The 25,959-nt window shown below is 74.6% G+C and carries 22 protein-coding genes; 9 read left to right on the top strand and 13 right to left on the bottom strand.

What is annotated here, in order from left to right; all coding sequences use genetic code 11:
• Positions 1 to 1,858 (bottom strand): cytochrome c-type biogenesis CcmF C-terminal domain-containing protein (locus AC27IY_RS03205; protein WP_487177068.1); only part of this gene is annotated, 1,858 nt, incomplete at its 3' end.
• 202 nt (positions 1,859 to 2,060) lie between these two features.
• On the opposite strand from AC27IY_RS03205, the gene AC27IY_RS03200 reads away from it, so the two are divergent.
• Entirely contained in the window at positions 2,061 to 2,231 is a 171-nt protein-coding gene (locus AC27IY_RS03200; RefSeq protein WP_487177067.1) for a hypothetical protein, read from the top strand.
• Between the two features lie 18 nt (positions 2,232 to 2,249).
• On the opposite strand, the gene AC27IY_RS03195 is transcribed toward AC27IY_RS03200, so the two are convergent.
• From AC27IY_RS03195 to AC27IY_RS03175, 5 genes are read right to left on the bottom strand one after another with little or no spacing between them, the layout of a single operon-like run.
• Positions 2,250 to 2,393 (bottom strand): FXYD domain-containing ion transport regulator, encoded by a 144-nt coding sequence (locus AC27IY_RS03195; RefSeq protein WP_364462286.1) that lies wholly within the window; start codon positions 2,391 to 2,393, stop codon positions 2,250 to 2,252.
• 25 nt (positions 2,394 to 2,418) lie between these two features.
• Positions 2,419 to 3,474, bottom strand: a complete 1,056-nt coding sequence (gene nrfD, locus AC27IY_RS03190; protein ID WP_487177071.1) for an NrfD/PsrC family molybdoenzyme membrane anchor subunit — start codon at positions 3,472 to 3,474, stop codon at positions 2,419 to 2,421.
• Positions 3,475 to 3,509: 35 nt separating this feature from the next.
• Entirely contained in the window at positions 3,510 to 4,340 is an 831-nt protein-coding gene (locus tag AC27IY_RS03185) for a 4Fe-4S dicluster domain-containing protein (protein ID WP_344216514.1), read from the bottom strand.
• Positions 4,340 to 7,597, bottom strand: a complete 3,258-nt coding sequence (fdh, locus tag AC27IY_RS03180; protein WP_487177070.1) for a formate dehydrogenase — start codon at positions 7,595 to 7,597, stop codon at positions 4,340 to 4,342. The genes AC27IY_RS03185 and fdh overlap by 1 nt, the downstream gene beginning before the upstream one ends.
• A 2-nt stretch (positions 7,598 to 7,599) precedes the next feature.
• On the bottom strand, positions 7,600 to 7,890 hold the full coding sequence (locus tag AC27IY_RS03175; RefSeq protein WP_423448253.1) for a hypothetical protein: 291 nt from the start codon (positions 7,888 to 7,890) through the stop codon (positions 7,600 to 7,602).
• A 133-nt stretch (positions 7,891 to 8,023) separates the two neighbouring features.
• On the opposite strand from AC27IY_RS03175, the gene AC27IY_RS03170 reads away from it, so the two are divergent.
• A complete protein-coding gene (locus AC27IY_RS03170; RefSeq protein WP_487177066.1) occupies positions 8,024 to 8,968 on the top strand; it encodes a TauD/TfdA dioxygenase family protein in 945 nt (314 codons plus the stop codon).
• A 12-nt stretch (positions 8,969 to 8,980) separates the two neighbouring features.
• Here the strand turns inward: AC27IY_RS03170 and AC27IY_RS03165 are convergent, their stop codons facing one another.
• Entirely contained in the window at positions 8,981 to 9,544 is a 564-nt protein-coding gene (locus tag AC27IY_RS03165) for a hemerythrin domain-containing protein (protein ID WP_487177065.1), read from the bottom strand.
• A gap of 152 nt (positions 9,545 to 9,696) precedes the next feature.
• Between AC27IY_RS03165 and AC27IY_RS03160 the strand changes: the two genes are divergently transcribed.
• The gene (locus AC27IY_RS03160) at positions 9,697 to 10,134 is read left to right on the top strand and encodes a hypothetical protein (RefSeq protein ID WP_487177064.1); all 438 of its coding nucleotides are present in this window, start codon (positions 9,697 to 9,699) and stop codon (positions 10,132 to 10,134) included.
• 74 nt (positions 10,135 to 10,208) lie between these two features.
• On the opposite strand, the gene AC27IY_RS03155 is transcribed toward AC27IY_RS03160, so the two are convergent.
• The gene (locus AC27IY_RS03155; RefSeq protein WP_487177063.1) at positions 10,209 to 10,658 is read right to left on the bottom strand and encodes an endonuclease/exonuclease/phosphatase family protein; all 450 of its coding nucleotides are present in this window, start codon (positions 10,656 to 10,658) and stop codon (positions 10,209 to 10,211) included.
• Positions 10,659 to 11,360: 702 nt separating this feature from the next.
• Here AC27IY_RS03155 and AC27IY_RS03150 point away from each other — a divergent pair.
• A complete protein-coding gene (locus tag AC27IY_RS03150) occupies positions 11,361 to 11,975 on the top strand; it encodes a hypothetical protein (protein ID WP_487177062.1) in 615 nt (204 codons plus the stop codon).
• Positions 11,960 to 12,394: an ArsR/SmtB family transcription factor gene (locus tag AC27IY_RS03145; RefSeq protein ID WP_487177061.1), complete on the top strand. Its 435-nt coding sequence runs from the start codon at positions 11,960 to 11,962 to the stop codon at positions 12,392 to 12,394. The genes AC27IY_RS03150 and AC27IY_RS03145 overlap by 16 nt, the downstream gene beginning before the upstream one ends.
• 182 nt (positions 12,395 to 12,576) lie before the next feature.
• Here the strand turns inward: AC27IY_RS03145 and AC27IY_RS03140 are convergent, their stop codons facing one another.
• Positions 12,577 to 14,532 (bottom strand): glycoside hydrolase family 71 protein, encoded by a 1,956-nt coding sequence (locus AC27IY_RS03140; RefSeq protein ID WP_487177060.1) that lies wholly within the window; start codon positions 14,530 to 14,532, stop codon positions 12,577 to 12,579.
• 193 nt (positions 14,533 to 14,725) lie between these two features.
• Here AC27IY_RS03140 and AC27IY_RS03135 point away from each other — a divergent pair, with 193 nt between their 5' ends.
• Both AC27IY_RS03135 and AC27IY_RS03130 read left to right on the top strand, forming a co-directional pair.
• Positions 14,726 to 15,835: a helix-turn-helix transcriptional regulator gene (locus AC27IY_RS03135; RefSeq protein WP_487177059.1), complete on the top strand. Its 1,110-nt coding sequence runs from the start codon at positions 14,726 to 14,728 to the stop codon at positions 15,833 to 15,835.
• A gap of 84 nt (positions 15,836 to 15,919) precedes the next feature.
• Positions 15,920 to 16,648: a peptidase inhibitor family I36 protein gene (locus tag AC27IY_RS03130; RefSeq protein ID WP_423448268.1), complete on the top strand. Its 729-nt coding sequence runs from the start codon at positions 15,920 to 15,922 to the stop codon at positions 16,646 to 16,648.
• 10 nt (positions 16,649 to 16,658) lie between these two features.
• Here the strand turns inward: AC27IY_RS03130 and malQ are convergent, their stop codons facing one another.
• Together malQ and treZ are read right to left on the bottom strand one after the other, a co-directional pair.
• The gene (gene malQ / locus AC27IY_RS03125) at positions 16,659 to 18,662 is read right to left on the bottom strand and encodes a 4-alpha-glucanotransferase (RefSeq protein ID WP_487177058.1); all 2,004 of its coding nucleotides are present in this window, start codon (positions 18,660 to 18,662) and stop codon (positions 16,659 to 16,661) included.
• A 4-nt stretch (positions 18,663 to 18,666) separates the two neighbouring features.
• Positions 18,667 to 20,418: a malto-oligosyltrehalose trehalohydrolase gene (gene treZ, locus AC27IY_RS03120; protein ID WP_487177057.1), complete on the bottom strand. Its 1,752-nt coding sequence runs from the start codon at positions 20,416 to 20,418 to the stop codon at positions 18,667 to 18,669.
• Between the two features lie 131 nt (positions 20,419 to 20,549).
• Here treZ and AC27IY_RS03115 point away from each other — a divergent pair, with 131 nt between their 5' ends.
• Positions 20,550 to 23,276 (top strand): hypothetical protein, encoded by a 2,727-nt coding sequence (locus AC27IY_RS03115; RefSeq protein ID WP_487177056.1) that lies wholly within the window; start codon positions 20,550 to 20,552, stop codon positions 23,274 to 23,276.
• A 141-nt stretch (positions 23,277 to 23,417) separates the two neighbouring features.
• Here AC27IY_RS03115 and AC27IY_RS03110 read toward each other — a convergent pair whose 3' ends face one another.
• Both AC27IY_RS03110 and AC27IY_RS03105 read right to left on the bottom strand, forming a co-directional pair.
• Positions 23,418 to 23,843, bottom strand: coding sequence for a hypothetical protein (locus tag AC27IY_RS03110; protein WP_487177055.1), 426 nt, complete (start codon positions 23,841 to 23,843; stop codon positions 23,418 to 23,420).
• Between the two features lie 87 nt (positions 23,844 to 23,930).
• Entirely contained in the window at positions 23,931 to 24,458 is a 528-nt protein-coding gene (locus AC27IY_RS03105; RefSeq protein ID WP_423470774.1) for an XdhC family protein, read from the bottom strand.
• 148 nt (positions 24,459 to 24,606) lie between these two features.
• On the opposite strand from AC27IY_RS03105, the gene AC27IY_RS03100 reads away from it, so the two are divergent.
• Positions 24,607 to 25,857, top strand: a complete 1,251-nt coding sequence (locus tag AC27IY_RS03100; RefSeq protein ID WP_423470773.1) for an AI-2E family transporter — start codon at positions 24,607 to 24,609, stop codon at positions 25,855 to 25,857.
• Positions 25,858 to 25,959: the final 102 nt, after the last annotated feature.

The raw sequence follows: 25,959 nt of genomic DNA, 5'->3' as shown, positions 1-25,959 counted from the left end.
CGAGCAACGCCAGCAGGCCGCCGAGCGCGATGATCGCGCCGCTCGCCCAGAGCAGGCTCATGAACGGGTTGACCGCGACGCGCAGCACCGCCGTCCTGCCGTCCTCGCCGGCGTCCGTCACGGAGACGTACAGGTCGTGGAGGAGCACGCTGCGGACGGCCGGGCGGGCGACCGGCGGGCCGCCGCTCGCGGGGTAGGTGGTCAGCGACGGGCGCAGGACGTCCACGATCGTGCCCTCGCGGGCGGCGCTGACCACGGCGGTGACCGTCGTCGCGGCGGCGTGGGCGTCGCGTTCGACCGCTTCGAGCCGTACGGTGTAGCCGCCCGCCAGGACCGATCCGCCGGTCCACACCCGGGCCGTGGCCTCCTCGGCGTAGCCGGAGGAGGCGGCGACGGCGACGGCGGCCAGGGCGATCCCGGCGTGCGCCACGAGCCCGCCCGCACGGCGCAGCCCCATCGGCTCGCCGCCGGTCCGAGCGAGCAGCCGCCCGGCGACCGCGGCCAGCACGAACGCCGCCAGCCCGAACGCGGCCAGCGCCATGACCGGCGGCGGCCCGGTGAACGCCAATGCGGCCACGGTGCCGGCGCCCACACCCAGCGGCCAGGCCAGCCCGCGCCCCACCCCCGCGGCAGCGCCCCCGAGCCGCTCCCCCAGCGCCGTGCCGTCGCGCCGCTCCCCCGCGGCCATGCCGTCATGCCGCTCCCCCGCGGCGGTGCCGGCGCGCGGGTGGCGGGTGCGGGCGGCGGCGCCCATCAGGGCGAGCAGGGCCAGCAGGCCCGGGACCAGGGTCCCTTCGTAGTACGGCGGTCCCGCCTCCGGCCGCTCGCCCCGCAGCAGCTCCACGGCCGGCGGGAGCAGGAGGCCGAGCAGCACCGTCCCGGCCAGCACGGCGAGCAGCGTGCAGCCGAGCAGCAGCAGCGGATCCGGGCGCGCGGGGTGGCGGGGCTCGCGCCGGGCGAGCAGCGCGCGGGCCCCCACGAGCGTCACCGCCAGCACCCCCAGCAGGGCGGCCCCCGCGAGCGCGGTCACCGGCAGCACGGTCACCGGCAGCGCCGTCCCGGGCGGCGCGGCGTCGTACGCGGCCAGGAACATCCCGAGCGGCACCAGCAGGAACGCGGCCAGCGCCAGCGGCGCCACCCAGGGCCGCATCGCGCGTGACGGGGCCGCGTGCAGCAGCGCGGTGGCCAGCAGCCACGGCATCAGGGCCCCGTTCTCGGCCGGGTCCCACTCCCAGGAGCCGCCCCACCCCAGCGCCCGGTACGACCACCACGCCCCGAGCACGATCCCGGCGGTCAGCGGCACCCAGGCGGCCAGCGTCCAGCGCCGGATCGTCCCGATCTCGGTCCGGCCGGTGACCAGGCAGGCCACGCCGTGGCCGAAGGGCACGGCGAGCGCGGCCGAGCCGAGGTGCAGCAGCGCGCCGGGGCCTGGCCCGTCGGCGGCGGCCGGGACGACGGGCCGCCCGGTGAGGGCGCTGACGGCGAAGAACACGGCGCACACCAGCATGACGGACGCCATCGCGACGGACCGGAGCCGGTCGCCAGGCCGGTGCCGCCGCCCCGCGACGGCGGCGACGCCGGTGAGGGCGAGCAGCCACAGCAGCAGCGACGCTTCGAGCGCCGACCACAGGCTCGTCACCGTGTCGGAGAGCGGCACTCCGTGCCCCCGCTGCCCGCTCGGCTCGTGCCCGATCAGCCCGGCCACCTGGAGCGCCACGGCCAGCACCGCGCACCCGAGCGCGGCCCGCCCGGCCCGTACGGCGAGGGCCGCGGGACGGCCGCGCCGCCAGGCGAGAGCGGAGACCAGCGAGGCCGCCAGCCCGCACCACAGGGCGGCGGTGCCGAGCGCGGCGGTCACGTTCGCTCGATTCGGCTCGCGGGCACGGCTTCCTCCCGTGACGAGGTCGGCGGGGGAAGCAGTTCCATGATCGCGTCTCGGGCAAGCAGGGACAAGTTTCCCCAGATCGCTGGCGTGGCGAGCCGCCCGGCCCCGGCATGCGGCCGGTCAGGCGGGGCAGGCTACCGGATGGGGGAAGCACGCCGGGGGGAACGGGGGCCTGATGGGCAACGCCGGGGACACGAACGGGCGGGCCGCCCGCCGCGACGCGGACGCGCCGCCGGGCGGGCCGTGGCGGCTGCTCGGCAAGCTCATGGAGGGGTTCCTGCTGGGCGTGGTCGTCGTCAGCCTCGCACGGCGCGCGTTCGCCCGAGGAGAGCGCCGCCGCCCGTGACGCGGGGCGGCGGCGGGGTCAGCCCACGATGATGCCGGCGTCGGAGAGCACGGCGAGGAACAGGCCGGTGCACAGCAGCGCGACCGGCCACACCTTCTGCGAGAGCGCCACCAGGATGCCGGCGAGCAGGGCGACGAGGGCGAGGATGCCGAGGGGGTCCATGCGATGGCTCCTGCCCGGGAAACGCCTACTCAGGCACGCCGTTCTCCTGCCGTTCCCGCGCGGCCAGCCGGGCGCGCTGCGGCTCCACCGTGTACGCGGGATCGTTCGCCGAGGCGACGCCCGCGTGGAAGACGCCGAACCGGGTGCAGGCGGAGCCGGCCAGCAGCGCGGCGCCCGCAACGACGGCGGCGGCCCGGCTGCGGCGGCCGGCGGTCGCGCCGAGCAGCGCCCCCGCCGCCGACAGCACCTCGCCGAGCCGGGCCAGGCGGCCCTTGCCCTGCTTGAGCGGCTCGGCGACCGGGCCGAGCCGGCGTTCCATGCGCAGGGCCGCGGCCGCCTCCAGGGCGGTGCCGAGCAGGGCCGTGCCGCGGGCCGGGCCCGCCTCGGCGAGCGGCGCGGCGAGCAGCCCGAGCCCGCCGGCCGCGGCCATGGCCGACCCGGCGAACAGCAGCGGCAGCTCGCGGTGCCCGTCGTGCCAGAGCGGGACGGCGGTGTCGGCGACCAGCACCGCCGTGTACGTGGCGACCGCCGCCCCGGTCAGCCCTGCCCCGGCGCTCGCGGCCCGGCCGAGGCGCGGGAACAGGCCGGTGACGGCGGTGACGGCGGCGAGCCCGGCCTGCGGGCCGTACGCGCTGAGGATCCAGGTGCCGACACTCATCGGCGAGGTCACCTTGAACACCCGCAGCATGTTGACGAACCTGGCCGGCTTGCCGAGGTCGTGGATGAGGGCGTAGAAGGAGCCGCCGATCGCGCACAGGGCTCCCACCTTGCCGGCCCGCGCCAGCAGCGGCCGGCCGGTCAGCTCGGCCGCCTCCCCCAGGATCGAGGAGGCGCCCGCCAGGCCGCCGAGGAACAGGTAGCCGGCGATGTCGTAGTCGTGCCACGTCGGCTCGTTGAGCACCGGAAGCCCGTAGTAGGAACGGAAGTCGGCCTCCGGGACCATCGCCCGCTCGCCGCGCCGCCGCTCGCCCCGCCACCGGCCCTCACGCCTGTCGCGCCGCCCGCCGCCGCGCGGCTCGCGTCCGCCCGCCGAGCCCACGACGGCCTCGCGCTCGGGCCGCAGCGCGAGGTCGTCGTCCATGCGGACGTCGGTCTGGTCGCCCGGTCGGTCCTCGCTCACGTGCGGCTCCCCCATGTGGCCGCGGCGATGCCGGCCAGCAGCACGGCCGCGGCGATGCCCGCCTGCCGCCACATCGACGGCAGGTCCCTCGTCGTCACCACCGGGTCCGGCGGCAGCCCGTACACCTCGGGCTCGTCCAGCAGCAGGAAGAACGCGCCCGTGCCGCCGACGCCGTCGTCCGGGTCGTGGCCGTACAGGCGGGCGGAGTCCACCCCCGCGGCGCGCACCTGCTCCAGCCGGCGCGCGGCGCGCTCGCGCAGCTCGTCCAGCTCGCCGAACTGGATGGAGTCGGTGGGGCAGCTCTTGGCGCAGGCCGGCTCCTGGCCGACGCCGAGCCGGTCGTAGCACAGCGTGCACTTGGCCGCGACGCCCGTGCTCTCCCGCTTGCCGATCACCCCGTACGGGCAGGCGGGCACGCAGTAGCCGCACCCGTTGCAGACGTCGTCCTGGACGACGACGGTGCCGAACTCGGTGCGGAACAGCGAGCCGGTGGGGCAGACGTCCAGGCAGGCCGCGTGGGTGCAGTGCTTGCACACGTCGGAGGCCATGAGCCAGCGGAAGTCCATCCCGCCGACGCCGGGCTCCTGGCGGCCGAGCGGCTCGGGCTGCTCGATGAACGCGACGTGCCGCCAGGTGTCGGCGCTCAGGCTCAGCGTGTTGTCGTAGGACATGCCGGTGAAGGTCATCCCGTCGTCCGGGACGTGGTTCCACTCCTTGCAGGCCACCTCGCACGCCTTGCAGCCGATGCAGACGCTGGTGTCGGTGAAGAAGCCCATCCGCTGCGGGTGGGTGGTGTAGCCGCTCGCGGTCGCCGGGTCGGCGCTCATCAGATCTCCATGCCGGTGTGCTCGGTGACGCCCGCCCGGAGCTGCTGGTCGCGGACGAGATAGGTCAGGCCGGGGCCGCGCGGACGGCGGCCCGGCCGGATGTCGGCAGAGAACGCCTTGACCTCCTGGATGTGGGAGTTCGGGTCGAGGGTGATCGACGACAGCTCGTTGGCGGCGTCGCCCGTGACCACGCCGTTCGGCCCGAAGTGGAACGGCAGCCCGATCTGGTGCACGACCTTGCCGTCGAGGTACAGGACGGGCATCCTGCGGGTGACCAGCACCCGCGCCTCGATGGCGTTGCGGGCGGTGACGATCGTGGCCCAGTCGCCGTGCACGAGCCCGCGCTCGGCGGCCAGCTCGGGCGAGACCTCGCAGAACATCTCCGGCTGCAGCTCGGCCAGGTAGGGCACGGTGCGGCTCATCGCGCCCGAGGTGAAGTGCTCGGTCAGCCGGTAGGTGGTGACGACGTACGGGTAGAGCGCCGCGCCGGGGTCGTCGCCGCTGGGGTTGGCGCGGTTGTGCTCGTGCGGGAAGAGCATGCGGGCCGGGTTGCGCTGCTGGTCCGGGTGGAGCGGGTTGCGCACCGGCGAGTCCTGCGGCTCGTAGTGGACGGGCAGCGGGCCGTCCACCACCCCGGCCGGGGCGAACAGCCAGCCCTTGCCGTCGGCCTGCATGATGAACGGGTCGATGCCGGAGAGCGCGTCGTGGCCGGTGGCGTCCGGGGCCGGCCGGTAGTCCGGCGGCTTGGTGGCGTCGAAGTCGGGCACGTCGTAGCCGGTCCAGCGGCCCTGGGCGGCGTCCCACCAGACGAGCTTCTTGCGCTCGCTCCAGGGGCTGCCGTCGGGCCGGGCCGAGGCCCTGTTGTACATCAGCCGCCGGTTGTCCGGCCAGGCCCAGGCCCATTCGGCGGCGAGCCAGTTCTGCTCCTCGGCGGGCTTGCGGCGGGCGGCCTGGTTGACGCCGTCCTTGTAGACGCCGCAGTAGATCCAGCAGCCGCACGAGGTGGAGCCGTCCGGCTTGAGCGCGGAGTAGCCGGGCAGCGGGTCGCCGTGCTCGTCCCAGCCGTTGATCTCGGCGAGCACGGCCTCGGCGATCGGCTCGCCATGGCTGCCCTCGACCGGGTAGTCCCAGGTGAGGTCGAGCACCGGCGCGTCCATCGGGTCGGTGGAGCCGGCCAGTTTCTCCCGGATGATGCGACCCAGGTGGTACATGAACCACAGCTCGCTGCGGGCGTCGCCGGCCGGTTCGACGGCCTGGTGGTGCCACTGCAGCATGCGGTTGGTGTTGGTGAAGCTGCCGCTCTTCTCGGTGTGGGTGGCGGCCGGCAGGAAGAACACCTCGGTGCCGATGTCCTCGGTGCGCAGCTCGCCGGTCTCGATCTCCGGGCCGTCCTTCCACCAGGTGGCCGACTCGATGAGGTTGAAGTCGCGCACCACCAGCCAGTCCAGGTTGGCCATGCCGAGGCGCTGCATCTTCGCGTTGGCCGAGCCGACGGCGGGGTTCTCGCCGAGCAGGAAGTAGCCCTTGCAGGAGCCTTCGAGCTGGGCCATCACGGTGTCGTACGTGCTGTGGCTGCCGGTGAGCCTGGGCAGCCAGTCGAAGCGGAAGTCGTTGTCCGCGCGGGCCGACGGCCCCCACCACGCCTTCAGCAGGCTGACCAGGTAGTTGGGCATGTCGGCCCAGTAGCCCTTGTGCGCGGCGTCGGCCATGAGGAAGGCGTTCAGCGTCTCGTGCCGGTGGGCGTGCGGCATGGGGATGTAGCCGGGCAGCAGGTTGAACAGGGTCGGGATGTCGCTGGAGCCCTGGATGCTGGCGTGCCCGCGCAGCGCCTGGATGCCGCCGCCGGGCCGGCCCATGTTGCCGAGCAGGAGCTGCAGGATGCAGGCGGTGCGGATGAACTGGGAGCCGTCGCTGTGCTGGGTCCAGCCGACCGCGTAGACGAACTCGGCGGTGCGCTCGGGCCCGGAGTTCTCCGTCAGGTGGCGGCACACCCGCTCGAACAGCTCCGGCGGGATGCCGCAGGCGCGCTCGACCAGCTCCGGCGTGTAGCGGGCGAAGTGGCGCTTCAGCACCTGGAAGACGCAGCGCGGGTCGGTCAGGGTCTCGTCGCGGCGCGGGGTGCCCTCCATCGAGTGGCCGATCGCGCCGTGCGTCTCGGAGCCGCCGGCCACGTGCTCGTCGTAGTCGGTGTCGTAGGCCTCGTCGCGCCGGCCGGAGGCGGCCACGGTGAGCATGCCGTCGTACTGCCAGGTCTCGCTGGAGTAGTGGCGGTGGGTCGCGTCGAAGCCGGAGAACAGGCCGTCGAGGTCCTCGCTGTCGCGGTAGTCCTCGCGCAGGATGGTGGACGCGTTGGTGTAGGCGAGGACGAACTCGCGGAAGTACAGCTCGTTGCTCAGGACGTGGTTGATGATCCCGCCGAGGAAGGCCACGTCGGAGCCGGCCCTGATGGGCACGTGCAGGTCGGCCAGCGCGCTGGTACGGGTGAAGCGCGGGTCCACGTGGATGATCACCGCGCCGCGCGCCTTGGCCTCCATCACCCACTGGAAGCCGACCGGGTGCGCCTCGGCGAAGTTCGAGCCCTGGATGATCACGCAGTCGGAGTGCTGGAGGTCCTGGAGGAACGTGGTCGCGCCGCCGCGCCCGAACGACGTGCCGAGCCCGACCACCGTGGAGCTGTGGCACACGCGGGCCTGGTTCTCGATCTGCACCACGCCGAGCGAGGTGAGCAGCTTCTTGATGAGGTAGTTCTCCTCGTTGTCCAGCGTGGCGCCGCCCAGGCTGGCGATGCCCATCGTGCGGGCGGTGCGCTTGCCGGCCTTCTCCCACTCCCAGGTCGCCCGCCGGGTGCCGATGACCCGGTCGGCGATCATGTCCATGGCCTGGCCGAGGTCGATCTCCTGCCAGTCGGCGCCGCCCGGCGGCCGGTAGAGCGCTTGGTACAGGCGGCTCTCGCCGGTGGTGAGCTGGAGCGTGGCCGCGCCCTTGGGGCACAGCCGGCCCCGGCTGACCGGGGAGTCGGGATCGCCCTCGATGTGCACGACCCGCTCGTCCTTGACGTAGACGTTCTGCGCGCAGCCCACCGCGCAGTACGGGCACACCGACTTGACCACGCGGTCGGCCGTGGCCGTACGCGCCGTGAGGTGGTCGGTGCGCGCCGACCGCACCGCCGCGCCCCGGCCGGTCCGGTCGGGGCCGGTGAGCTGCCGCAGGAGCGGCCAGGAGCCCAGCGCGCCAGGGAGCTTCCCAGGTGGCTTCATGGTCATCGGCCCTCTTCCGCGGCCCGCTCGCTCCGGGCCCTGCTGCGGACCCAGGCGTGCACGTCCTCCCGTGCGACGGGGTTGACCTCACGCGGGTTGACCAGGCGCTGGGTGCGGGAGCGCAGCATGCCGGGCCGCTGCCGCTGGGCGCGGGTGACGGTGCCGCCGCCGTCGGCCGGGATGCCGGTCGCGACGAGGTACACCTGCCCGGCGGGGACGTCCAGCCGCCGGGCGATCTCGCCGTAACCGTGCCCCAGGCCCAGCAGCCGCAGCACCTGCTCCTTGCTCGGCATGTCACCGCCTCCGCCTCGTCCGTCTCGTCCGTGGGTCGCAGATCGTCCCGTTCCCGGTCGTAGATCGACGGAAAACCATCGACCCGCCCGTACGGGTGCATGTTCCGGCAAAGCGGCGGGGTATAGATGCCGCGTGACGGCGGAGACGGGCGTACGGGTCAGGCCGGTGGCGGGGCACATCGGCGCGGAGATCGACGGGGTGGACCTGGCGGAGGGGCCGGACGACGCGGCCGTCGCGGCGATCAGGCAGGCACTGCACCGGTGGAAGGTGGTGTTCTTCCGCGGGCAGCGGCTCGACCACGCCGGGCACGTCGCCCTCGCCCGCCGCTTCGGCGAGCCGGTGGTGTCACGCCGGCGCGGCTCGGCGTCGCCCGAGGGGTTCCCCGAGGTCGAGACCACCGCCGACCGGCTGGAGCTGGCCGGCCGGTACGGCATGGAGCGCGAGGAGTGGCTGGAGCGGCGGCGGCACTCGCACCTGCGGGGCTGGCACTGCGACCACGGCGCGCGCATCGACCCGCCGGCCGCGACGATCCTGCGGGCCGAGAGCGTGCCCGCGTACGGAGGCGACACGACGTGGGCGAACCTGGCCGCCGCCTACGCCGGGCTCTCGGAGCCGGTGCGCCGCTTCGTGGACGGCCTGCGCGCCGAGCACCGCCTCGGCGTCGGCTACCAGCCGCGCGCCCGCGACGACGCCTACCTGCGGCACCTGCTCTCCCACCAGATCGCGACCCTGCACCCGCTGGTCCGGGTCCATCCGGAGACGGGGGAACGGGTGCTGTTCGTCAACGGCTACTACCTGGAGCGCGTCGCGGAGGTCTCCAGGCTGGAGAGCGGGCCGCTGCTGGAGCTGCTGCTGGGGCAGGCGACCCGCCCGGAGTACACCGTGCGCTTCCGGTGGGAGCCCGGCGACGTGGCGTTCTGGGACAACCGCGCCACCATGCACCTCGCGCCCGCCGACACCGCGCATCTCGCGCAGCCGCGCGTGATGCACCGGGTCATGCTGCACGGCGAGGTCCCGGTCGGCGTGGACGGCCGCCCCTCGGAGCCGATCACCGGTCCCCCGCCGGGGACGTGGTGAGCCCGGGCCCGGTCAGGACCGGCCGCGGCCGGTGAGGGCGTCGCGGATGCGGTCCACCAGCCCCGCCCCGGGCATCAGCAGGCGGTTGCCCGGCGGGGTGTCCGGCGCGGAGGGGTGGGGGCGGGTCGGGGCCGTCTTCTTGGCCCGTTCGACCTTCGCGCCCAGCTCTTCGAGCTGTTCCTGGTCGCAGGCCGCGCGCAGGCGGGGGAACAGCTCGTCCTCCTCCTCGCGGAGGTGGTGGCGGACCTCGGCCATGAGCCGGTCCAGCACGGGCCAGAACCGGTCGTCGCCGGGCTCCAGGTGTTCGAGGTCCTGCATCGTCCGCTCGGCCGCGGCGTGCTCGGCGATCTCTTCGTCGGCCAGCTCGTCGCCGCCGGGCACGTGCTCGCGCACGGCCGGGTAGAGGTACTGCTCCTCGGCGACGGAGTGGCGGACGAGCTCGATGACGACGTTCTCGGCCAGCAGCTTGGGCCGCTCGCCGATGGCGCCCCGCAGGTCTTCGAGCTCGGAGAACATCTGCTCGACCTCGCGATGGTCGTGCGTCAGCACCTCGATGACGTCACGCTGCTCGGCCATGTCGGCTCCTTCGTGTCCTGGGGCAGGGCTCTCCTCGTTCCCGCAAAATGTCCGGTTTATTTGGAATTATCCGAGGTAGTGGCCGCACGACGCCCGGCCGGCAGGGCGGGCGAAGACGCGACGTTCCGTGGGAGGTGAACATCATCCTCGTCGTGGCACTGGCCATCCCGATCCTGGCCCTGATCGGCCTGATGCTCATGCAGGTCCTGGAGGAGACGCTGCTGGACTCCTCCGCCCCGGCATCCGGCCCCCGTACCCCCGAAGGCGTCTCCCCCGGAACCGGCTCCCCGGCTCCCGCGGACGTCGAACGCCCCGGCTCCCCCGCGAGCACCCCAAGCACCCCGAGCACTGCTGGCACCGCGAGCACTCCGCACGCCCCGCGCCGGCGCCCGCAACACCGGGCGGCGCACCGGTTGCCGATCCCGCGCCCGCGCCGTCCCGAGCGGCGGGCCCTCCACCCCGTCCTCCCGCGCCCGACGGACCCGGTTCCCGCGGCCTCGGTTCCGGCGGACTCAACTACCGCGGACTCGGACTCCGTGGATGCGGTTCCCGCGGTCCCGGTTCCGGTGGCCGCCGAGAGCGGCGCATGAGCGCAGCCCGGGGTCGCGCCGTCCGCGCGCCCCGGGCTCACGCCCGCCCCCGCCCCCCGCCTTCAAGGCCGCGTCTAAGGCTTCGTCAAGCGGACCAGGAAGCCGTCGTGGTCGGTGTGGCTCAGGCCGTACTTGCCGGTGCTGCCGAACGTGAGGTCGTTGCTGAAGATCACGTGCTGCACGTCACCGTCGCCCTTGCGGATGTGGCCGGCCGGCACACAGTTCTGGGCGTTCTCCGGGTCCGAGGTGTCGTACTCGAGGTTGAAGTCGCCGCCGACGACGGTCCGGCCCGAGATCCCCTCCGCCGACCTGATCGCCGGCACCGCGCTGAACATCAGCGCCCGGCACTGCGCCAGCGCGATCGGCTCGCTGGACGAGCTCAGGTGGGTGGCGCACGCCAGGTGGTCGCCGATCGCGTACGCGCAGGCGAACGTGCGCTTCTCGGTGCCCCCGTCCTGCGTGGTGTACTCGCCGGCCCAGCCGTTGACGCCCTGCCAGAGCGCGGCCGGAACCCGGCCGAGCACGGCGTTGCCGAAGCTGTCGCCGTTCGTGCAGGTGATCGGCGCGCCGGTCTGCTTGTTCAGCGCCGGGTAGAACAGCGAGTACGTCCAGTCGTCCGGCCACGCCTCGGCGAGCGACGGCTGCAGGTAGGCCGGCAGGTCCCCGGGCGCAGATCTCGTTGAGCGTCACCAGGTCGGGCGCCAGGTAGTAGATCAGGTCGCCGCCCTCGTAGACGGCCTGACCCCCGGCGTAGCAGCCCGCGTGCCCGCTGTTGCAGAGGTTGAGCTGGAGCTCGTGGAAACGGCGGGCGGCCAGTGTCCCCGCGCGCCCTTCCCGCGCGGCGCCGGCGGGAGCGACGGCGCGGGCCCGGCCGGCGCGGGCGCGGGCGGTCTGCGCGGCGGCCTCGGCGCCCATCGGCGCGACGGCGCTGACGGGCAGCGGCCCGACCGTGACGGGGGCGGGCGCGGCGGCCGCCGGGGGAGCCAGGGCCAGGACGAGCCCGCACACGGCGGCCACGGCGGCCGTCAGGCGGCGGGCGGAACGCGGGATCCTCACGGGAGGTCGCCTCCTTCCGACGCGATCGATGGTGTCCGGCGGGAGGGGCCGTGCGGTAGAGCCTTTACCTCTGGCCGCAAACACGACAAATGCCATATTTCGGGTTGACGGTCCAGTGCCCCCGTGGTGTCGTACGAGGTGACAGGCGCAGTCAAGGCGTGAGGGACCGGATGGGGACGCTGAGGATCCATTTCACCGCCGGCGACCTGGCCCGCGTCACCCTCGCCGACCAGCCCGACCCCCTCTGGGAGGTCGTCTTCACCCGCTTCCGGCTCCGCGACCGGGTGCGCCCGCTGACCTTCCGTCCCTGGTTCTCGGCCCTGCACGCCGAGCCGGCCAGGACCGCCCGCATGCGGTCCGGCGCGCAACTGCTCGACGTGCTCGCCCCTGCCGGGCCGTACTTCCCCGACTTCCTCACCCCGTACGAGGCCGGCCGCGGCCTCGGCCACGGGCTGGAGGCGCTGCGCCGCACCCCCAGGCGGCGGCTGGCCACCGAGCTCCGCCGGCTCGCCCGGCACCGGCCGCTGCCGGGCTGGGCCAGGCCGCTCGCCGAGGGCGACGCCGGCGCGCTCGGCGGGCTCGCCGACGCCCTGCGCGACTACCACGCCGCCGCCGTCGCCCCGTTCCAGGAGTCCGTCGACGCCGCCTTCGCCGCCGACCGCGAGAGCCGCGCGAGGGACGTGCTCGGCGGCGGCGTCGAGGCGCTGCTCGCCGGGCTCGGGCCGCTGATTGCGCTGGACGCCGCCCGTCCTCGAGGTCGACTACGTCCGTGGACCAGGACCTGACGCTGGGCGGGCGCGGGCTGCGCCTCGTGCCGTCGTACTTCTGCCAGCGCACGCCGCTGTCGATGGCCGACCCCGGGCTGCCGCCGGTGCTGATCTACCCGATCCAGCAGCGGCACCGGTGGCGGCCGGCCGCCCGGCGGACCGGCGCGGGCCTGAGCGCGCTCATGGGCGCCAGCCGCGCGGCCGCGCTGCAGGCGCTCGACCACGGCGCCACCACCACCCAGCTCGCCCGCATGCTGGGCGTCTCCCCCGCCACCGCCAGCCGGCACGCCACCGTCCTGCGCGAGGCCGGGCTGATCGAGACCCGCCGCGACGGCACCGCCGTCCTGCACACCCGCACCACGCTGGGGACGGCCCTGCTGGAGGGCGAGATCACCGCGAGCCCACCACCGGACCTGGCGGCCGTCAGGGGAAGGTGATCACCCGGCGGACCCGGCGGCCGTCAGGGGAAGGTGATCACCCGGCGGACCCGGCGCCGGTCGCCTCCAGCACCGGGGGCGCATCGTCCAGGCCGATCGGCGTCACCCGCGGCAGGATGCCATGCCGCGCCGTGGGGCCTCGTGCCGACACGAGGCCCCACGCCTTTACGTTGTAGATCAGATCAGCGGTCGCTGGAGACCGCGCGGTAGTGCAGGTCCTGGACGTACGGCGTCGCGCTGATCGTGTACGGCGAGACGACCTTCGCCACCGTCGCCGAGTTCCGGGTGACGGTGGCCGAGGCGGTTCCCGGCTTGAGCGGGAACGTCCGGGCCGACACCCCGGCGGGCGCGTCGTAGGTCTGCGTCGTGCCGCCCACCGTGACCGACACCTTGGCCGCGGCCGTGAGCATGCTCAGCACCTCGACCGTGTCACGGGCCGCGGTGCTGCCGCCACGCAGCTTCATCAGCTTGGTCTGCGCGTACGCGGGCGCCGCCGCGACCGGCTGGAGGCGATGGGTGAGGTAGGCCACGTCGTTGGTGATCTTCGGGCAGCCGAGCTTGTAGCAGGTCAGATAGTAGGCGTTGATGTCCAGGTAGGTCCATCCGGCGTTCCTGGAGGGGGCGAACTGGGTGTTCTCGGAGTAGTCGTTCCAGGTGGTGAGCTGCACCCAGTCGGCCTTGCCGTCGATCGCGCCCTTCCACGTGGCCCGCAGGTTCTCGGTGTTGCCGGCCTCGTCGAAGACGCCCTGGTTGGGCCGCTCGTCCTGGACGGACACCGGCTGCATCCAGATCTTGCCCAGGCCGTGGGCGGTGGTGATGTTGGCGGTCAGGTTGGCGTTCGCCGCGGGGTTGCGGCCGCCCCAGTTGGAGAAGCCGTAGCTGATCGGGGCGAAGGCGTCGCGGTTCTTGCCGAAGTCGAGGAAGCAGGGCACCAGGGCGACCTTGATGCCGTGCGCGCTCTCCATCGTCTTCATCCAGTCGGCCCACCAGGCGGCGCTCCGCCCCTCGGCCTTGAACGGGGCCACGACGAGGCGGTCGTCGGCGAGCCGGAGGACCGACTTCGAGCCGGCCAGCTTGGCGATGGCCGCGGCGAGCGTGGCGGCGTCGACCGAGGCCAGGCCGTTCGTGTCCGGCATGAGCACGATCTTGAAACCGGGGTCGACCGCCTCGGCGGCCTTGACGAGGTTCTGCACCCGCGTCCAGTGCGCGCTGGTCACCGACAGGATGTCCACGGTGAAGCCGTCCAGTCCGGCGGCGATGGCCTGCTTGACCTCGGTCTTGAGGTCTGCCAGCGCGTAGTCGCCGGTGAGGGGGGCGCGGCCGGTCGGCCGGTCGCGCAGCAGCCCGCCGTAGGCGGCGTGCTTGCCGCTCTCCCCTTCCGGCTTGAGGTAGTTGCGGGCGTAGTAATCGTTTTCCGGAGCGGCGTTGTCGAGCGAGACCGGGTAGGGCGTGAAGTAGTGCGCGAACACCTTCTTGCCCGAGGCCCGCAGCGCCGCCGTGCCCGGGAGCGTGAACGGCAGCGGCCCCGAGGTCTGCTCGTCCCCGGAGCCCGGCGTGTAGGTGACCGTCAGCTTCGGCCCGCGGTCGCCGGTCTCGCGGGAGGACATGAGCACGGTCGTGGTGTCGGAGGTCCCGGTGAGCGCGAAGTCGTACGTGCCGTCGCCGTCCACGGCGGCGGAGACGTCCAGCTTGGCCGTCGCCCCGGCCGTGAACCCGGTGTGCGAGCCGGCCACCTCGGAGCCCACGGTCGGGCGGGTGTTCCAGGTCGTGGCCGCCTCGGTCCACGAGCCGGTGACCTCGCGGGCGGAGACGGTGGTGGCGGTCGTCCTGGCCGAGACGACGTCCAGGGTGACCTTGACGTCCTCGGCGTCCGCCGGGATGCCGGTGACCTTGAAGCGGGCCAGGGCCAGGCGCTGGCCCGCGGTGGCGCTGCCGCAGCCGGAGCCGCACACGCTCAGCCAGGTGGCGGTGGCGAAGCTCTTGGCGGGCTCGGCCTGGCTGACGAAGACGTCCTCCGTCGCGGCGAAGGTCACGCTGACCGGGGCGGCCGCGGACGCCCGCGCCGGGGCGACGGTGACGGTCCCCAGCGTGACCAGGGCGGTCACCGCCGTGAGCAGCGTCCGATGTCGGTTGATCATTGAGCTCCTTTACGTGGCGGCGTCGTCACGGGCCAGGATGGAGCAAGATCGAACTGCACTCGGCGGTTTTGCGCAAAAACCTCATTTTGGAACGTCACCATATTTTGTCGGCGACAATCCGGTTGCGCAGCGTGACCGTCCGTGCTGACCTGGCCGGGTGACACCGGATCGCCTGCTTCATGATCTACGTACGATGACGGGCCGGGGCATCGCCGCCGGCGAGCTGGGGGCGGCGATCTCCGCGGCCATCCGGCCCTGGGTGGGCCATGACGCGCTGCGCCTGGTGGGCACCAGCCCGGCGACCGGGCTCGGGCAGGGGTCGTTCAGCTTCTGGCACCGCTACGAGGAGGAGCTGGTGCGGTCCCTGCTGGCCCACCGCTCCGCGCACGGCGACCCCTGCCGCCCGTCCGCCCTGGCCGATCGGCCCGCCCCCGTCGGCATCGCCGGCGGGACGGCGGAAGGAACGGGCGGCGGGACGGCGGAAGGAGCGGGCGGCGGGATGGCGGAAGAGAGCGCGGGGGCGCGGACGGCGTTCGTGGCGGGCGGGGCCGCCGCGGAGCTCCGGCTGCTGCTGCGGGACGGCCACGGCGTGTGGGGGCTGCTCGGGCTGGTGCGCGCCGAAGGCTCCCGCCCGTTCTCGGCGGACGACGCACGCCGGGCGGTCCGGCTCGGGCCGGCGCTGATCGCGCTGCTGCGCCGGCACGTCACGGCGGGCCCGCTCGCGCCGACCGTCCCCGCGCTCCCCGCCGGGCTGGTCATCGTGGCGGAGGGCCAGGGCATCCGCACGGTGACGCCGCAGGCCCGGGCCTGGTTCGACCGGATGAGCGGCCCGGGCGGGCCCGGCACGCCGGGCTGGCTCATGCCGGCACTGGTGACGGCCCTCGCGCTCGACGCCAGGGAGAACGCCCGGGAGAACGCCAGGGGGAACGCCAGGGGGAACGCCCGGGGGAACGTCGGCGGCGGGACCGGCGGGGGTCGCCCGTTCGTGTGCGCGCCGCCCGCCGGCTTCGGCCGCTGGCTGATGATCGAGGCCCAGCCCCTGGACGCCGCGGGCGAGGGCGAGGTGGCCGTCGTCATCCAGTCGCCGGCGGGCGCGCTGGTGCTGCCCTCCTTCTGCGACTGGTACGGCCTCACCCCCCGCGAGCGCCAGGTGCTGGAGCTGCTGTGCCGGGGCGCGGCCCCGAAGCAGGTCGCCCGGGTGCTCGGCGTGTCGGCGCACACGGTCCACGACCACCTCAAGGCGTTGTTCCGCAAGACCGGCGCGGGCGGCAGGGACGAGCTCATGGCGGCCTTCACCGCCTGACGCCATCCCCAATGTTGGGGGGCTGTCCCGGACGCCCGCGTTCCCGACCATGAAGGAGCGACACCAGCCACGAAGGAGGCACTCATGACCGCCACCCAGATCACCCCCGAGGCCCGCCGCCACGTCGAGCGGTTCCTCGACTTCTCCGGCCACGTCGGCGGCCTCGCCGAGGACGACGTCCTGGCGCTGCTGCGCGAGCAGGGCATCGGCACGCTGCGGGAGCTGGTCGGCAAGGCGCTCGCCGCGCCCCGCTCGGCCGCGCCGGCGCGGATGGACCCCGCCCGCGTGCTGTCCCGTTCCACCGGGACGGAACAGCCCGTCACCCACCGGGCGCCCGCCATGGCCGTCGTCCTCGACGGCGTCGAGCACGACCCGGCCGACCTGTCCCGCTACGACGGCCGGCCGCTCACCTACGTCTACGGCGCCGACCGGCTCGTCGCGCTCACCGACGACAGCGCGCTCAACGGCGCCCTGTGGGCGGCGGCGGAGCTGCGGGCGGCGATGGCCGACCCCCGTCCGCCGACGCAGGGCGAGGTGCAGATGTTCGAGCACGTCGACTACGGCGGCGACTGGTTCTGGCTGGGCGCGCGGCAGGCGTACAACGACCTGAGGGGCGTCCACCACGGGCCGCTGCACGTCCATGACTGGAACGACGAGATCAGCTCACTGGGCGGCACGAACTGCGCCGTCCGCTACTACGAGCACATCAACTTCTCCGGCAGCTCCTTCTTCGTCCCGCCGAACACCGATGTCCCCAACCTCGTCCCCAGCGGCTGGAACGACCGGATCTCCTCCGTCTGGAACATCGGCTGACCGGGGCCGCTCACCGCCCGAGAGCCCCTTTCGCGCTGCCGCGGACCGCGCCGGACAGCAGTTCGCCCAGCTCGCGGGGCAGGGACAGCCGTTCCAGCTCCTCCAGCGGCACCGGCAGGGGCAGCCGCCAGTTGGGGCGCAGGCCGTCGGCGCCGGGGATGTTGGGGCGGTCGGGCGCGGCGAGTGCGTCGTCCAGGGTGGCCGTCAGCAGCAGCGACGGCGCCTCGGCGAGCCGCCGGTAGGCGGCGAGGACGGCGTCGGCGGCGCCGGCGTCCGGTCCGAGGCCGCCGTGGGCGGCGAGCGCGTCGCGCAGGGCGCGCGAGCCGTCCTCGTTGGGTTCGAGCCCGAGCCGGCGCTGCTCGGCCAGGTCGCCGCCGTCCCACAGGCCCGCGACCGTCGGCAGGTCGTGGGTGGTGACGGCGGCCATCGCCCGCTCCGGCCAGGAGGCGGGGTCGTCCTGCTCGAACCAGAGCAGGCGGTAGGACAGCAGGTCGCGCCCGGCGAGCGTCTCGCGCACGCCGGGCTCGACCGTCCCGAGGTCCTCGCCGACCACGGGCGCGCCGGCCCGGTGGCTCTCCAGGGCGACGATGTCGAGCAGGTCGCCGGCCGGGTAGCGGACGTACGCGCCCCGTCCTGCGCTCTCGCCCGCCGGGATCCACCACAGGCGGAACAGGCCCATCACGTGGTCGATGCGCAGCCCGCCGGAGCCGGCGATGGCGGCGCGGACGCTCTCGGCGAACGGCGCGTACCCGGCCCGGCGCAGCTTCCACGGCACGAACGGCGGCAGGCCCCAGTCCTGCCCGGCCGCGTTGAACTCGTCGGCGGGCGCGCCGACGCTGACGCCCTCGGCGAGCAGGTCCTGCCAGGACCAGGCGTCGGCGCCGTCGGGGTCCACGCCGACGGGCAGGTCCTGCATGATCGGCAGCTCGGCGGCGGCCGTGGCGAGCTGCCGCGAGACGAGCCACTGCAGCCAGGCGTGGAAGCGGAGCCGGCCCGCGTGGTCGCGGGCGAAGCGGGCCACGGCGGGGCCGTCCGGGCGGCGGTACTCAGCAGGCCAGGCCCGCCAGCTCGGCCCGTGCCGCTCGGCGAGGGCGCACCACGTGGCGAACTCCTCCAGCGCCCGGCCACGGCCGGCCCGCCACCGCTCGAAGTCGCCGCCGGGCGGCGCGGCGGCGTAGACGCCTTCCAGCGCGGCGAGCTTGAGCCGCCAGGCGGCGTCGCGGTCGAGCTCGGGCCGGTCGTTGAGCGCGCGCCCGCGGGCCACGGTCTCCTCGTCCAGGACCGCCGCCGCGCCGGGCACGTCCTCGATCCGCAGGTAGAGCGGGCTGTGGAAGCGGCGGCTTGCCGGATAGTACGGGCTCGGCTGGACGGGGACGACCGGCGCGGTGGCGTGCAGCGGGTTGACCAGGAGGAACCCTGCGCCGTGCCCCGCCGCCCAGCCCGCGAGCCTGCGCAGGTCGGCGAGGTCGCCGACGCCCCAGCTCGTACGGGACCGCGCCGCGTAGAGCTGCACGGCCCACCCCCAGGCCCTGCGGTCGGGCAGCCGGCAGCGGCCGGGGCTGACGATGAGCCGGTGCGCGGTGTCCTCGCCGGGGCGGCGCAGCGTGTGGTAGCCGTACGGCAGGTCGGGCGGGAGCGCGCCGTCGACGCGCAGCTCGGCGCCGTCCTCCAGGACGAGGTCGGCGACCCCGACCTGGTCGCCGCGCCGCATCACCAGGGTCTCCGGCTCCGCAGGACCGCCGCGCCCCCGCGCCCGGGTCCCCTGCTCCCCAGGACCGCCGCGCCCCCGCGCCAGAGTCCCCTGCTCCCCAGGACCGCCGCGCCCCCGCGCCCAGGTCCCCTGCTCGCCAGGACCGCCGCGGCCCCGGACCCCCGGCTCCCCCGGGCCGTCGCCGCTGTGGTCGGGCGGGGCGCCGATGACGGCGCGCAGGGCGGCGACCGTCTCGGGCGGCACCCGCTGGTGGCGGCCGGCGGCGTCCTCGTACTCGTGGTCGATCCCCCACGCGTCGGTCATCGGCTCAGCCTCCCAGGATCGCGACGGTGTCGGGCGGCAGGGTCAGGTCATCCCCGGAAAGCGTGATCCCGGGATCGGACGCGGCCAGCAGCCGGGCCCGGCCCCGGGCGGGCACGACCCGCGTACCGTCTCCGAGGTTGGCGGCGACCAGGACCGGCCCGCGCTCGACGGACACCAGCCCGGCGGCCTCGTCGCAGTCGGCGCGGACCCGGTCGAGGCGGCCGTCGGTGAGCGCGGGCAGCCGCCGGCGCAGCGCGATCAGCTCGCGGTGCCAGGCGAGCAGCCCGGCGTGCGGCTCCTCGCCAGGCTCGTCCCAGTCCAGGCGGGAGCAGTCGAACGTGGCGGGGTCCTGCGGGTCGGGCACCTGTCCGGGCTCCCACCCGAAGGCCGCGAACTCCCTGCGCCGGCCCTCGCTGACCGCGCGGCCCAGCTCGGGGTCCTCGTGGTCGGTGAAGTACTGGAACGGGGTGCCCGCCCCCCACTCCTCGCCCTGGAACAGCATCGGCGTGAAGGGGGCGGTGAGCAGCAGCGCGGCGGCGACCCGCAGCCGCCCCTCGCTCATGAGCGCGCCGGACCGCTCGCCCCGCGCCCGGTTGCCGACCTGGTCGTGGTTCTGGGCGCACACGACGAACCGGTGCCCGGACAGCCCCGCAGGGGACCTCCCGTGCACCCGGCCGCGGTGCGGCGACCACGTGCCGTCGTACACCCATGCCTGACGCAACGCCTTGGCGAGCAGGCCGAGCGGGCCGAAGTCCGCGTAGTAGCCGTCGCGCTCGCCGGTCAGCGCCGCGTGCAGGGCGTGGTGCCACTCGTCGGCCCAGGCGGCGTCGAGGCCGTAGCCGCCGCTCTCGCGGGAGCGGACGAAGCGGGGGTCGTTGAGGTCGCTCTCGGCGATGAGGAACAGCGGGCGGCGCACGTGCGCGGCCAGCTCCGCGACCTCCTCGGCGAGCCGCTCCAGCACGTGCGCGGCGGAGTGGTCGGCGATGGCGTGCACGGCGTCGAGCCGCAGGCCGTCGCAGTGGTAGTCGCGCAGCCACATGAGGGCGTTGTCGATGACGAACGCGCGGACCTCGCCGCTGCCCGGCCCGTCGAAGTTGACCCCGTCGCCCCAGTTGGTGGTGTGGCGGCCGGTGAAGTACGGGCCGAACTCCGGCAGGTAGTTGCCGGAGGGGCCGAGATGGTTGTAGACGACGTCCACGACGACGCCGATGCCGTGCGCGTGGCAGGCGTCCACCAGGCGTCTCATGCCGTCGGGGCCGCCGTAGGCGTGGTGGGGGGCGTACAGCGAGACGCCGTCGTAGCCCCAGCCGCGGCGGCCGGAGAACTCGGCGACCGGCATCAGCTCGATCGCGTCCACGCCCAGCGCGGCCAGGTGCGGCAGGCGCTCGATCACGCCGTCGAAGGTGCCCTCGGGCGAGAAGGTGCCGACGTGCAGCTCGTACAGGACCGCGCCGGGCATCGGGGTGCCCCGCCAGGCGGCGTCGGTCCAGGGGAAGGCGGCGTGGTCGACGATCCTGGAGGGCCCGTGCGGGCCGTGCGGCTGGTACGCCGAGCGCGGATCGGGCCGCGGCGGGCCGCCGTCCAGCGCGTACGCGTAGTCCGTGCCCGGCCCGGCCTCCTCCACCGTGCGCTCCCACCAGCCGCCGGCGGCAGGCCGCATGGGGAGCCGGCGCTCCCCCAGGACCAGCTCCACCCGTTCGCGCTCAGGCGCCCACACCCGGAACTCGTGCGCCAACCGTGCTCCCCCACTCGGCATCCATCCGCGGCGAACGCCTGGCGCCTCCGTCCCGGTGCGGGCGGAAGGCCGGGCGCGCCGGTTCCTACCCGCTCCCGCCTCCGGCAAGCCCCTCCTCGATCTGTCGGTGGTGATCTCTAATGTTCGTGCCCATGACGACTGCTCAGCGGGCGCCCGAGCGCGCCTGCCCACCCCCCGACGAGATCTCCGCGAGCCCGAGCGGATGGGACGCCGTCCGGCAGGCCGTCGCCGCCGGTGACGCGGCGGCGACGGCCGACGTGGTGCTGCGGCTCGGCGCGGAGGAGCGCCGCGAGATCGCCGGCCGGCTGCGCGCCTACATCGGCGAGGCGCGCAAGGCCGCCCACGCCCGGTTCGACGAGGCCCAGCAGCGGGCGCGGGAGGCGGAGGAGCAGGCCAGGCGGGAGTTCGTCAGTGAGCACGTGGACCGGGGCGTGACCGAGGAGGTCGCGCAGCGCTGGTGGTGGGAGAGTCCCTACCACTACGACCACCGGCACAACGTCCCCTGGAGCCGGCGCAACGTCTGGATCGCGCCCCTCCGCGTCGTGGGAGCGGGCACGCTGGGCGGCACCGCCGCGGTCGCCGACTGGCTGCTCAGGCGCGACTTCGCCGAGTGGGGCGAGACGATGCCGATCGAGCCGCTGCTGCGGGTCGTCGCCGCCCGGCCCGCGGAGTGGCAGGCCGACCTCGCCACGCGCCTGGCCGCCCGGCTGCGCGGCACCCGCGCCCAGCTCGACAACGGCGCCGCCGGGCTGGCGCTGGAGCTGCTGCGCCGCACCGGCGCCGAGCCGCCCGCGCACGAGCCGCTGGTCGTCGCCTGGGCGTCCATGGAGCCCCGCCTCGCCACCGACCCGCTCGCCCCGCACCTGATCCCCCGGCTGTTCGAGGCCGAGGGCGTGGGCCGGGCGCTGCGCGACGACCGGTCCGACGCCCCTGCCGGGCGGTCCTGGCTGCGCGCGCTCGCCACGGCCTCGCCGGTCGGGCACGAGCAGCTCGTGGCGGGCTGCCTGAGCCGCTTCCTGCGCGGCGGCACGGCCGCCGACCTGCGCTTCTTCGTACGGCTGCACGACCTGCTCGATCCGGCCCCCGGCCAGGAACAGGTCCGCGACTACCTGCGGCTGCTGCCCGCCGCGCCCGGCCCGGTCGCCGAGCTGGCCCTGCGGATGCTGCGCGGGCCCGGCGTCACGCTGAGCGGCGAGGAGATCGGCGAGGCGGTGACGGCGCTGCTGTTCCGGCCCGAGAGCAAGCTCGTACGGGCCGGGCTGACGCTGCTCGACCGGGCCGCCCGCGACGCCGCCGGCGACCTCGACGACCTGGCGCCGGCGCTCGCCTCGGCGTTCCTGTGCGAGTCGTACGAGGTGCGGGAGCGCGCGGTCCGCTGGGCCGTCAAGCACGCGCGCCGCCTGTCGGCCTTGGGCGCGGAGACCGTGCGGGAGGCGGCGGCCGTCCTGCCGCCCGACCTCGCGGCCCACCTGATCCCCGGCTACGGCGCGGTCGAGACCGAGGCCGCGCCGGACGACGCCTTCGAGCCGGGCGAACCGCCCGTGTTCGACGCGCCCGGCCGCCACCCGGTCCGCCCGGCGATGGAGACGCTGACCGGCACCTTCAACCGGCTGGATCACGAGTTCGCCTTCGACCGCTGGCTCGACGGCTTCGTCCGGCATCCGCACGCCAGGAGGTCGCCGGGCGGCGTGACGGACCTGCGCCAGGTGGGCGAATGGCTGCAACTGGAGCAGTGGACGGAGGCGCTGCTCCGCGCCGCCGCCGGGGAGGCCGTCGCGCTCACCGCCGAGGGACGGCTGCCCGGCCCGGGGCAGATCGCGCCGCTCCACTTCGCCCTGTTGCGGCGCTGCGCCGAGGTCCATGCCGCGCTGGTGGAGGGGGCGCTGCCGCCGTACCTGCTGGCCACGCCCACCTGCACCTCCGGTCACCTGGACCCGGCCGAGCTGGTGGCCAGGCTCGAAGGCTACGAGCGTGAGGGCGTCCGGGCCCTGCCCGACGACCTGGGGCAGGCGCTGCTGAGGCTGCCGCGCGCGGTGGACCCCGATGTGGTGGTCCGCGCCGGGCGGCTGACCTCCGAGGCGGGCGTCACGCTGGCGCGCTGGCTGGCCGACCGGCCCGAGCCCGTCACGAGCGTCGAGTGGCCCGCGAAGCCCGGTGAGCGCCCTCGGCCGCTCGTCCGGCACGAGCCGACCGGGATCGCGTTCGTGGACGCGCTGTTCTGCGAGTCGCCGTCCCGCCGCTGGGTGAGCTACTACCAGTCGGCGTGGTGGCTCGTGCTGCCCTCCGACCGGGAGGTCCTGGCCATGCATCTCGTCCCCTACCTGTACGGCGACTGGCGAGGGCCGGGCAGCCTGCAGCCGGAAATCTCCCGGCTCTGCCACCAGGAGGGGACGGCGGGCGAGGGCATGGCGCTGCTGCTGGGCATCCTGCTGGGCGAGGAGGGCTGGGACGCCGAACGTTGCAGGGAGCCGCTGCTGCGCGCGGTCGCCACGGGTTCACTGCCCGCCGTCGAGTGCGGCAGGCAACTGGGGCGGTGCCTGCGCCTGCTCGACCGCGTCAGGCCCACCGTGGTGGTGCGGGCCCTCGACGAGTGCGCGCGGCGGGGCGCGCACCGGGAGGTCTGGCAGATCATGAGCGGCCTGCTGCCGGTCTACCTGCCGGGGCCGGGCGAGCGGGCCACCACCGCGCACACCCGGACGCTGGAGTTCGCCGCCGAGGTGGCGGGGTGGGCCGGGGCGCGTGGCGTGATCCCCGAGGTCGCGGACCTCGCCGCCCGCACCGGGTCGAGCGGGCTCGTCCGCGCGGCCCGCCGACTGCACGGGCAGCTCGCACAGGAGGACACCGGCCGCGGCCGCTGAGCTTCACGCCCGCGCAGGAGGACGCCGCCCCAGCCGCCGACCTTCACGCCCGCGCAGGAGGACGCCAGCCCCGGCCGCTGACCGTCACCCCGCGCAGGAGGACGCCGGCCCCGGCCGCTGACCGTCACGTCCGCGCGGCCGTCAGCCGCCCTGGGTCCACACGGTCCGCCAGCGCGAGCACTTGCCGGTCGGCCGGGTGGCGGTGCCCCGGCAGACCTGGATCCTGATCTGCAGGACGCCGCCGACGTTCTTGCGGAACGTGCCGGTGCCCGGCGCGCAGTTGTAGATCCCGTGGGTGCGCCAGTGGCCGTTGCGGGCGCTCTGATATTTGATCAGCGCCCACGAGCAGCCCTTGCCGTAATGGTCGTCGAGGTTGCCCGTCACCGCCAGGCCCGACTGGCCGACGACGACCTTGCCCCAGGCGGTGGCCATGCCGTCGGTGGAGTGGACGGCGCCCCACTTCCAGCTCGTGGGCGCGGCGGCGGCGGGCTGCGCGGACGCGGTCAGCGCGACGGCGGCGGCGACCGCGGCGGTGGTCAGGGCGCGGGTCAGCAGAGGTCTCTTCACGTGCACCAGAGGTACCGTGGCCGACTTGCGGACCGCTTGGAAGCGAGCGGCAGCGGACGGCAGCGGGGCGGCAGCGGGACGGCGCTGTCAGAACGCGAACCCGCCGGGGCGTCCGTTGCGGTCGGCGATCAGCCCGGCCAGGGTGGCGACGGCGATCTCCGGCGGGGTGCGGGAGCCGATGTTGAGCCCGATCGGTCGGTGGACGCGGGCCACCTCCTCCGGCGGCACGCCGAGGTCGGCCAGCGCCCGCACGTGCGGGCCGACGTGGCGGGGGCTGCCCATGATGCCGATCCAGCGGGTCGGCGACTTCAGCAGGTCGCGCAGGACGGGGCCGATCTCGTCGCGGTGGTGGTCGGTGAGCACGACGTCGGCGGTGGCGCCCACGTGCCCGCCGATCTCGCGTACGGCGGGGAACCCGTCGAGGCCGCGCGCGGGGTCGGGCTCCAGCAGGACCGGCCGGAAGCCCAGCTCGGCGCCGAGGCGCAGCAGGCACTCGGCCACCGGGGAGGCGAAGACGGCGACCAGGGTGCGACCGGTCTCGCCGCCGCTCTCCTGGGCGGGGGCGTCGCCGTGGGCGACCTCGCAGGCCGGGTCCTCGTCGTGGGTGTGGGTCATGTCGGCAGTGTGACACGTGACGGCGGGTCGCAGGGGGTGCCCTGACCGTCCGGCAACGATTCCATCACGGGGTGAATATCCGGCGGCGGCCGGGACAGTAGCCATGCCGGTTCTCCCCCGATTCGGGCCCTGCGTAGAAGAGGCCGACATGACGCGCCCGCTCCCCCCGACCGGCCCCGGCGCCGATCACCCCACCCCCGCCGGCGCCGCCGCCGACAGACCCGCCGGCTCCCCAGGCGGCCCCGCCGATGCCTCAGGCGGCGCGGCCGGCGGTGACGCCTCCCGCCTGCCCGCGGACGACGTGCGTGGTGAGCCCGCCGCCTCGCTGGCGCGGCGCGGCGAGGCCGAAGCCTACTTCGGCCGCCCCGGACGCGCCCTGACCCGCCATCCGTTCGTGTTCGGCTTCACCGCCGCGCTGGGCGTGCTGAGCGCGTGGCTGCTGGTGCAGGCGCTGGCCGCGTCGGCGTCGGTGCTCATCCTCATCGCGGTCTCGCTGTTCCTCGCCATCGGGCTCAACCCCGCCGTGCGGTGGCTGGAGGAGCGCGGGCTGTCGCGGCAGTGGGCGATCGCGGCGGTCTTCACCGCCGTGATCGTCTTCTTCGTCGGCTTCGGCGTGGCCGTGGTGCCCCCGCTGGCCACGCAGACCGGCGACTTCGTCACGCAGCTCCCCACCTACATCGGCGAGCTGCAGAACCACCCGCAGATCCGCGCGCTCGACCAGCAGTACCAGTTGCTCGACCGGCTGCAGCAGTATCTGCTCAGCGGCGATCTCGGCCGGCAGGTCTTCGGCGGGCTGCTGGGCGCGGCGACGGTGGTGGTCAGCGCCGTGTTCTCGGCGCTGACGGTGCTCATCCTGACGTTGTACCTGCTGGCGTCGCTGCGCTCGATCACCTCCCTCGGCTACCGGCTGGTGCCCGCGAGCCGCCGCGAGCGCGTCCAGCTGCTGGGCGACGAGGTCATCAAACGGATCGGCGGGTACGTGGCGGGCAACCTGCTGATCTCGTTGATCGCGGGCGTCACGACGTTCGTCTTCCTGTCGATCGCCCGCGTGCCGTACGCGCTCGCGATCTCCCTCATCGTGGCGATCACCGACCTGATCCCCCTGGTCGGCGCCACGATCGGGGCGGCCGTCGGGACACTCGTCGGGCTTTTCGTGTCGGTGCCGACGGGCATCGCCTGCCTGATCTTCTTCATCGTCTACCAGCAGATCGAGAACTACCTGATCGCGCCCCGGATCATGATGTCGTCCGTGGACGTGCCCGCCGCGGTCACCATCATCGCGGCCCTCATCGGCGGGACGCTGCTCGGCGTCGTGGGCGCGCTGCTCGCCATCCCGATCGCGGCGGCGATCCAGCTCGTCCTGTTTGAGGTGACGCTGCCGCGACAGGACCGGCACTGATCGGCAGGTGTAATCGGGCAACTACTGTGGGTATTCGTGGTCTGTCAGCCACGTTTTCACCCATAGGAGAAGTCATGCGTCGTGTTCTGCTCGTTCTCGCCC

It is taken from the genome of Nonomuraea sp. B208, from assembly GCF_057536035.1.
The sequence above is the reverse complement of the archived record's forward strand: the minus strand, read 5'-3'. Positions and strand labels throughout refer to the sequence as shown.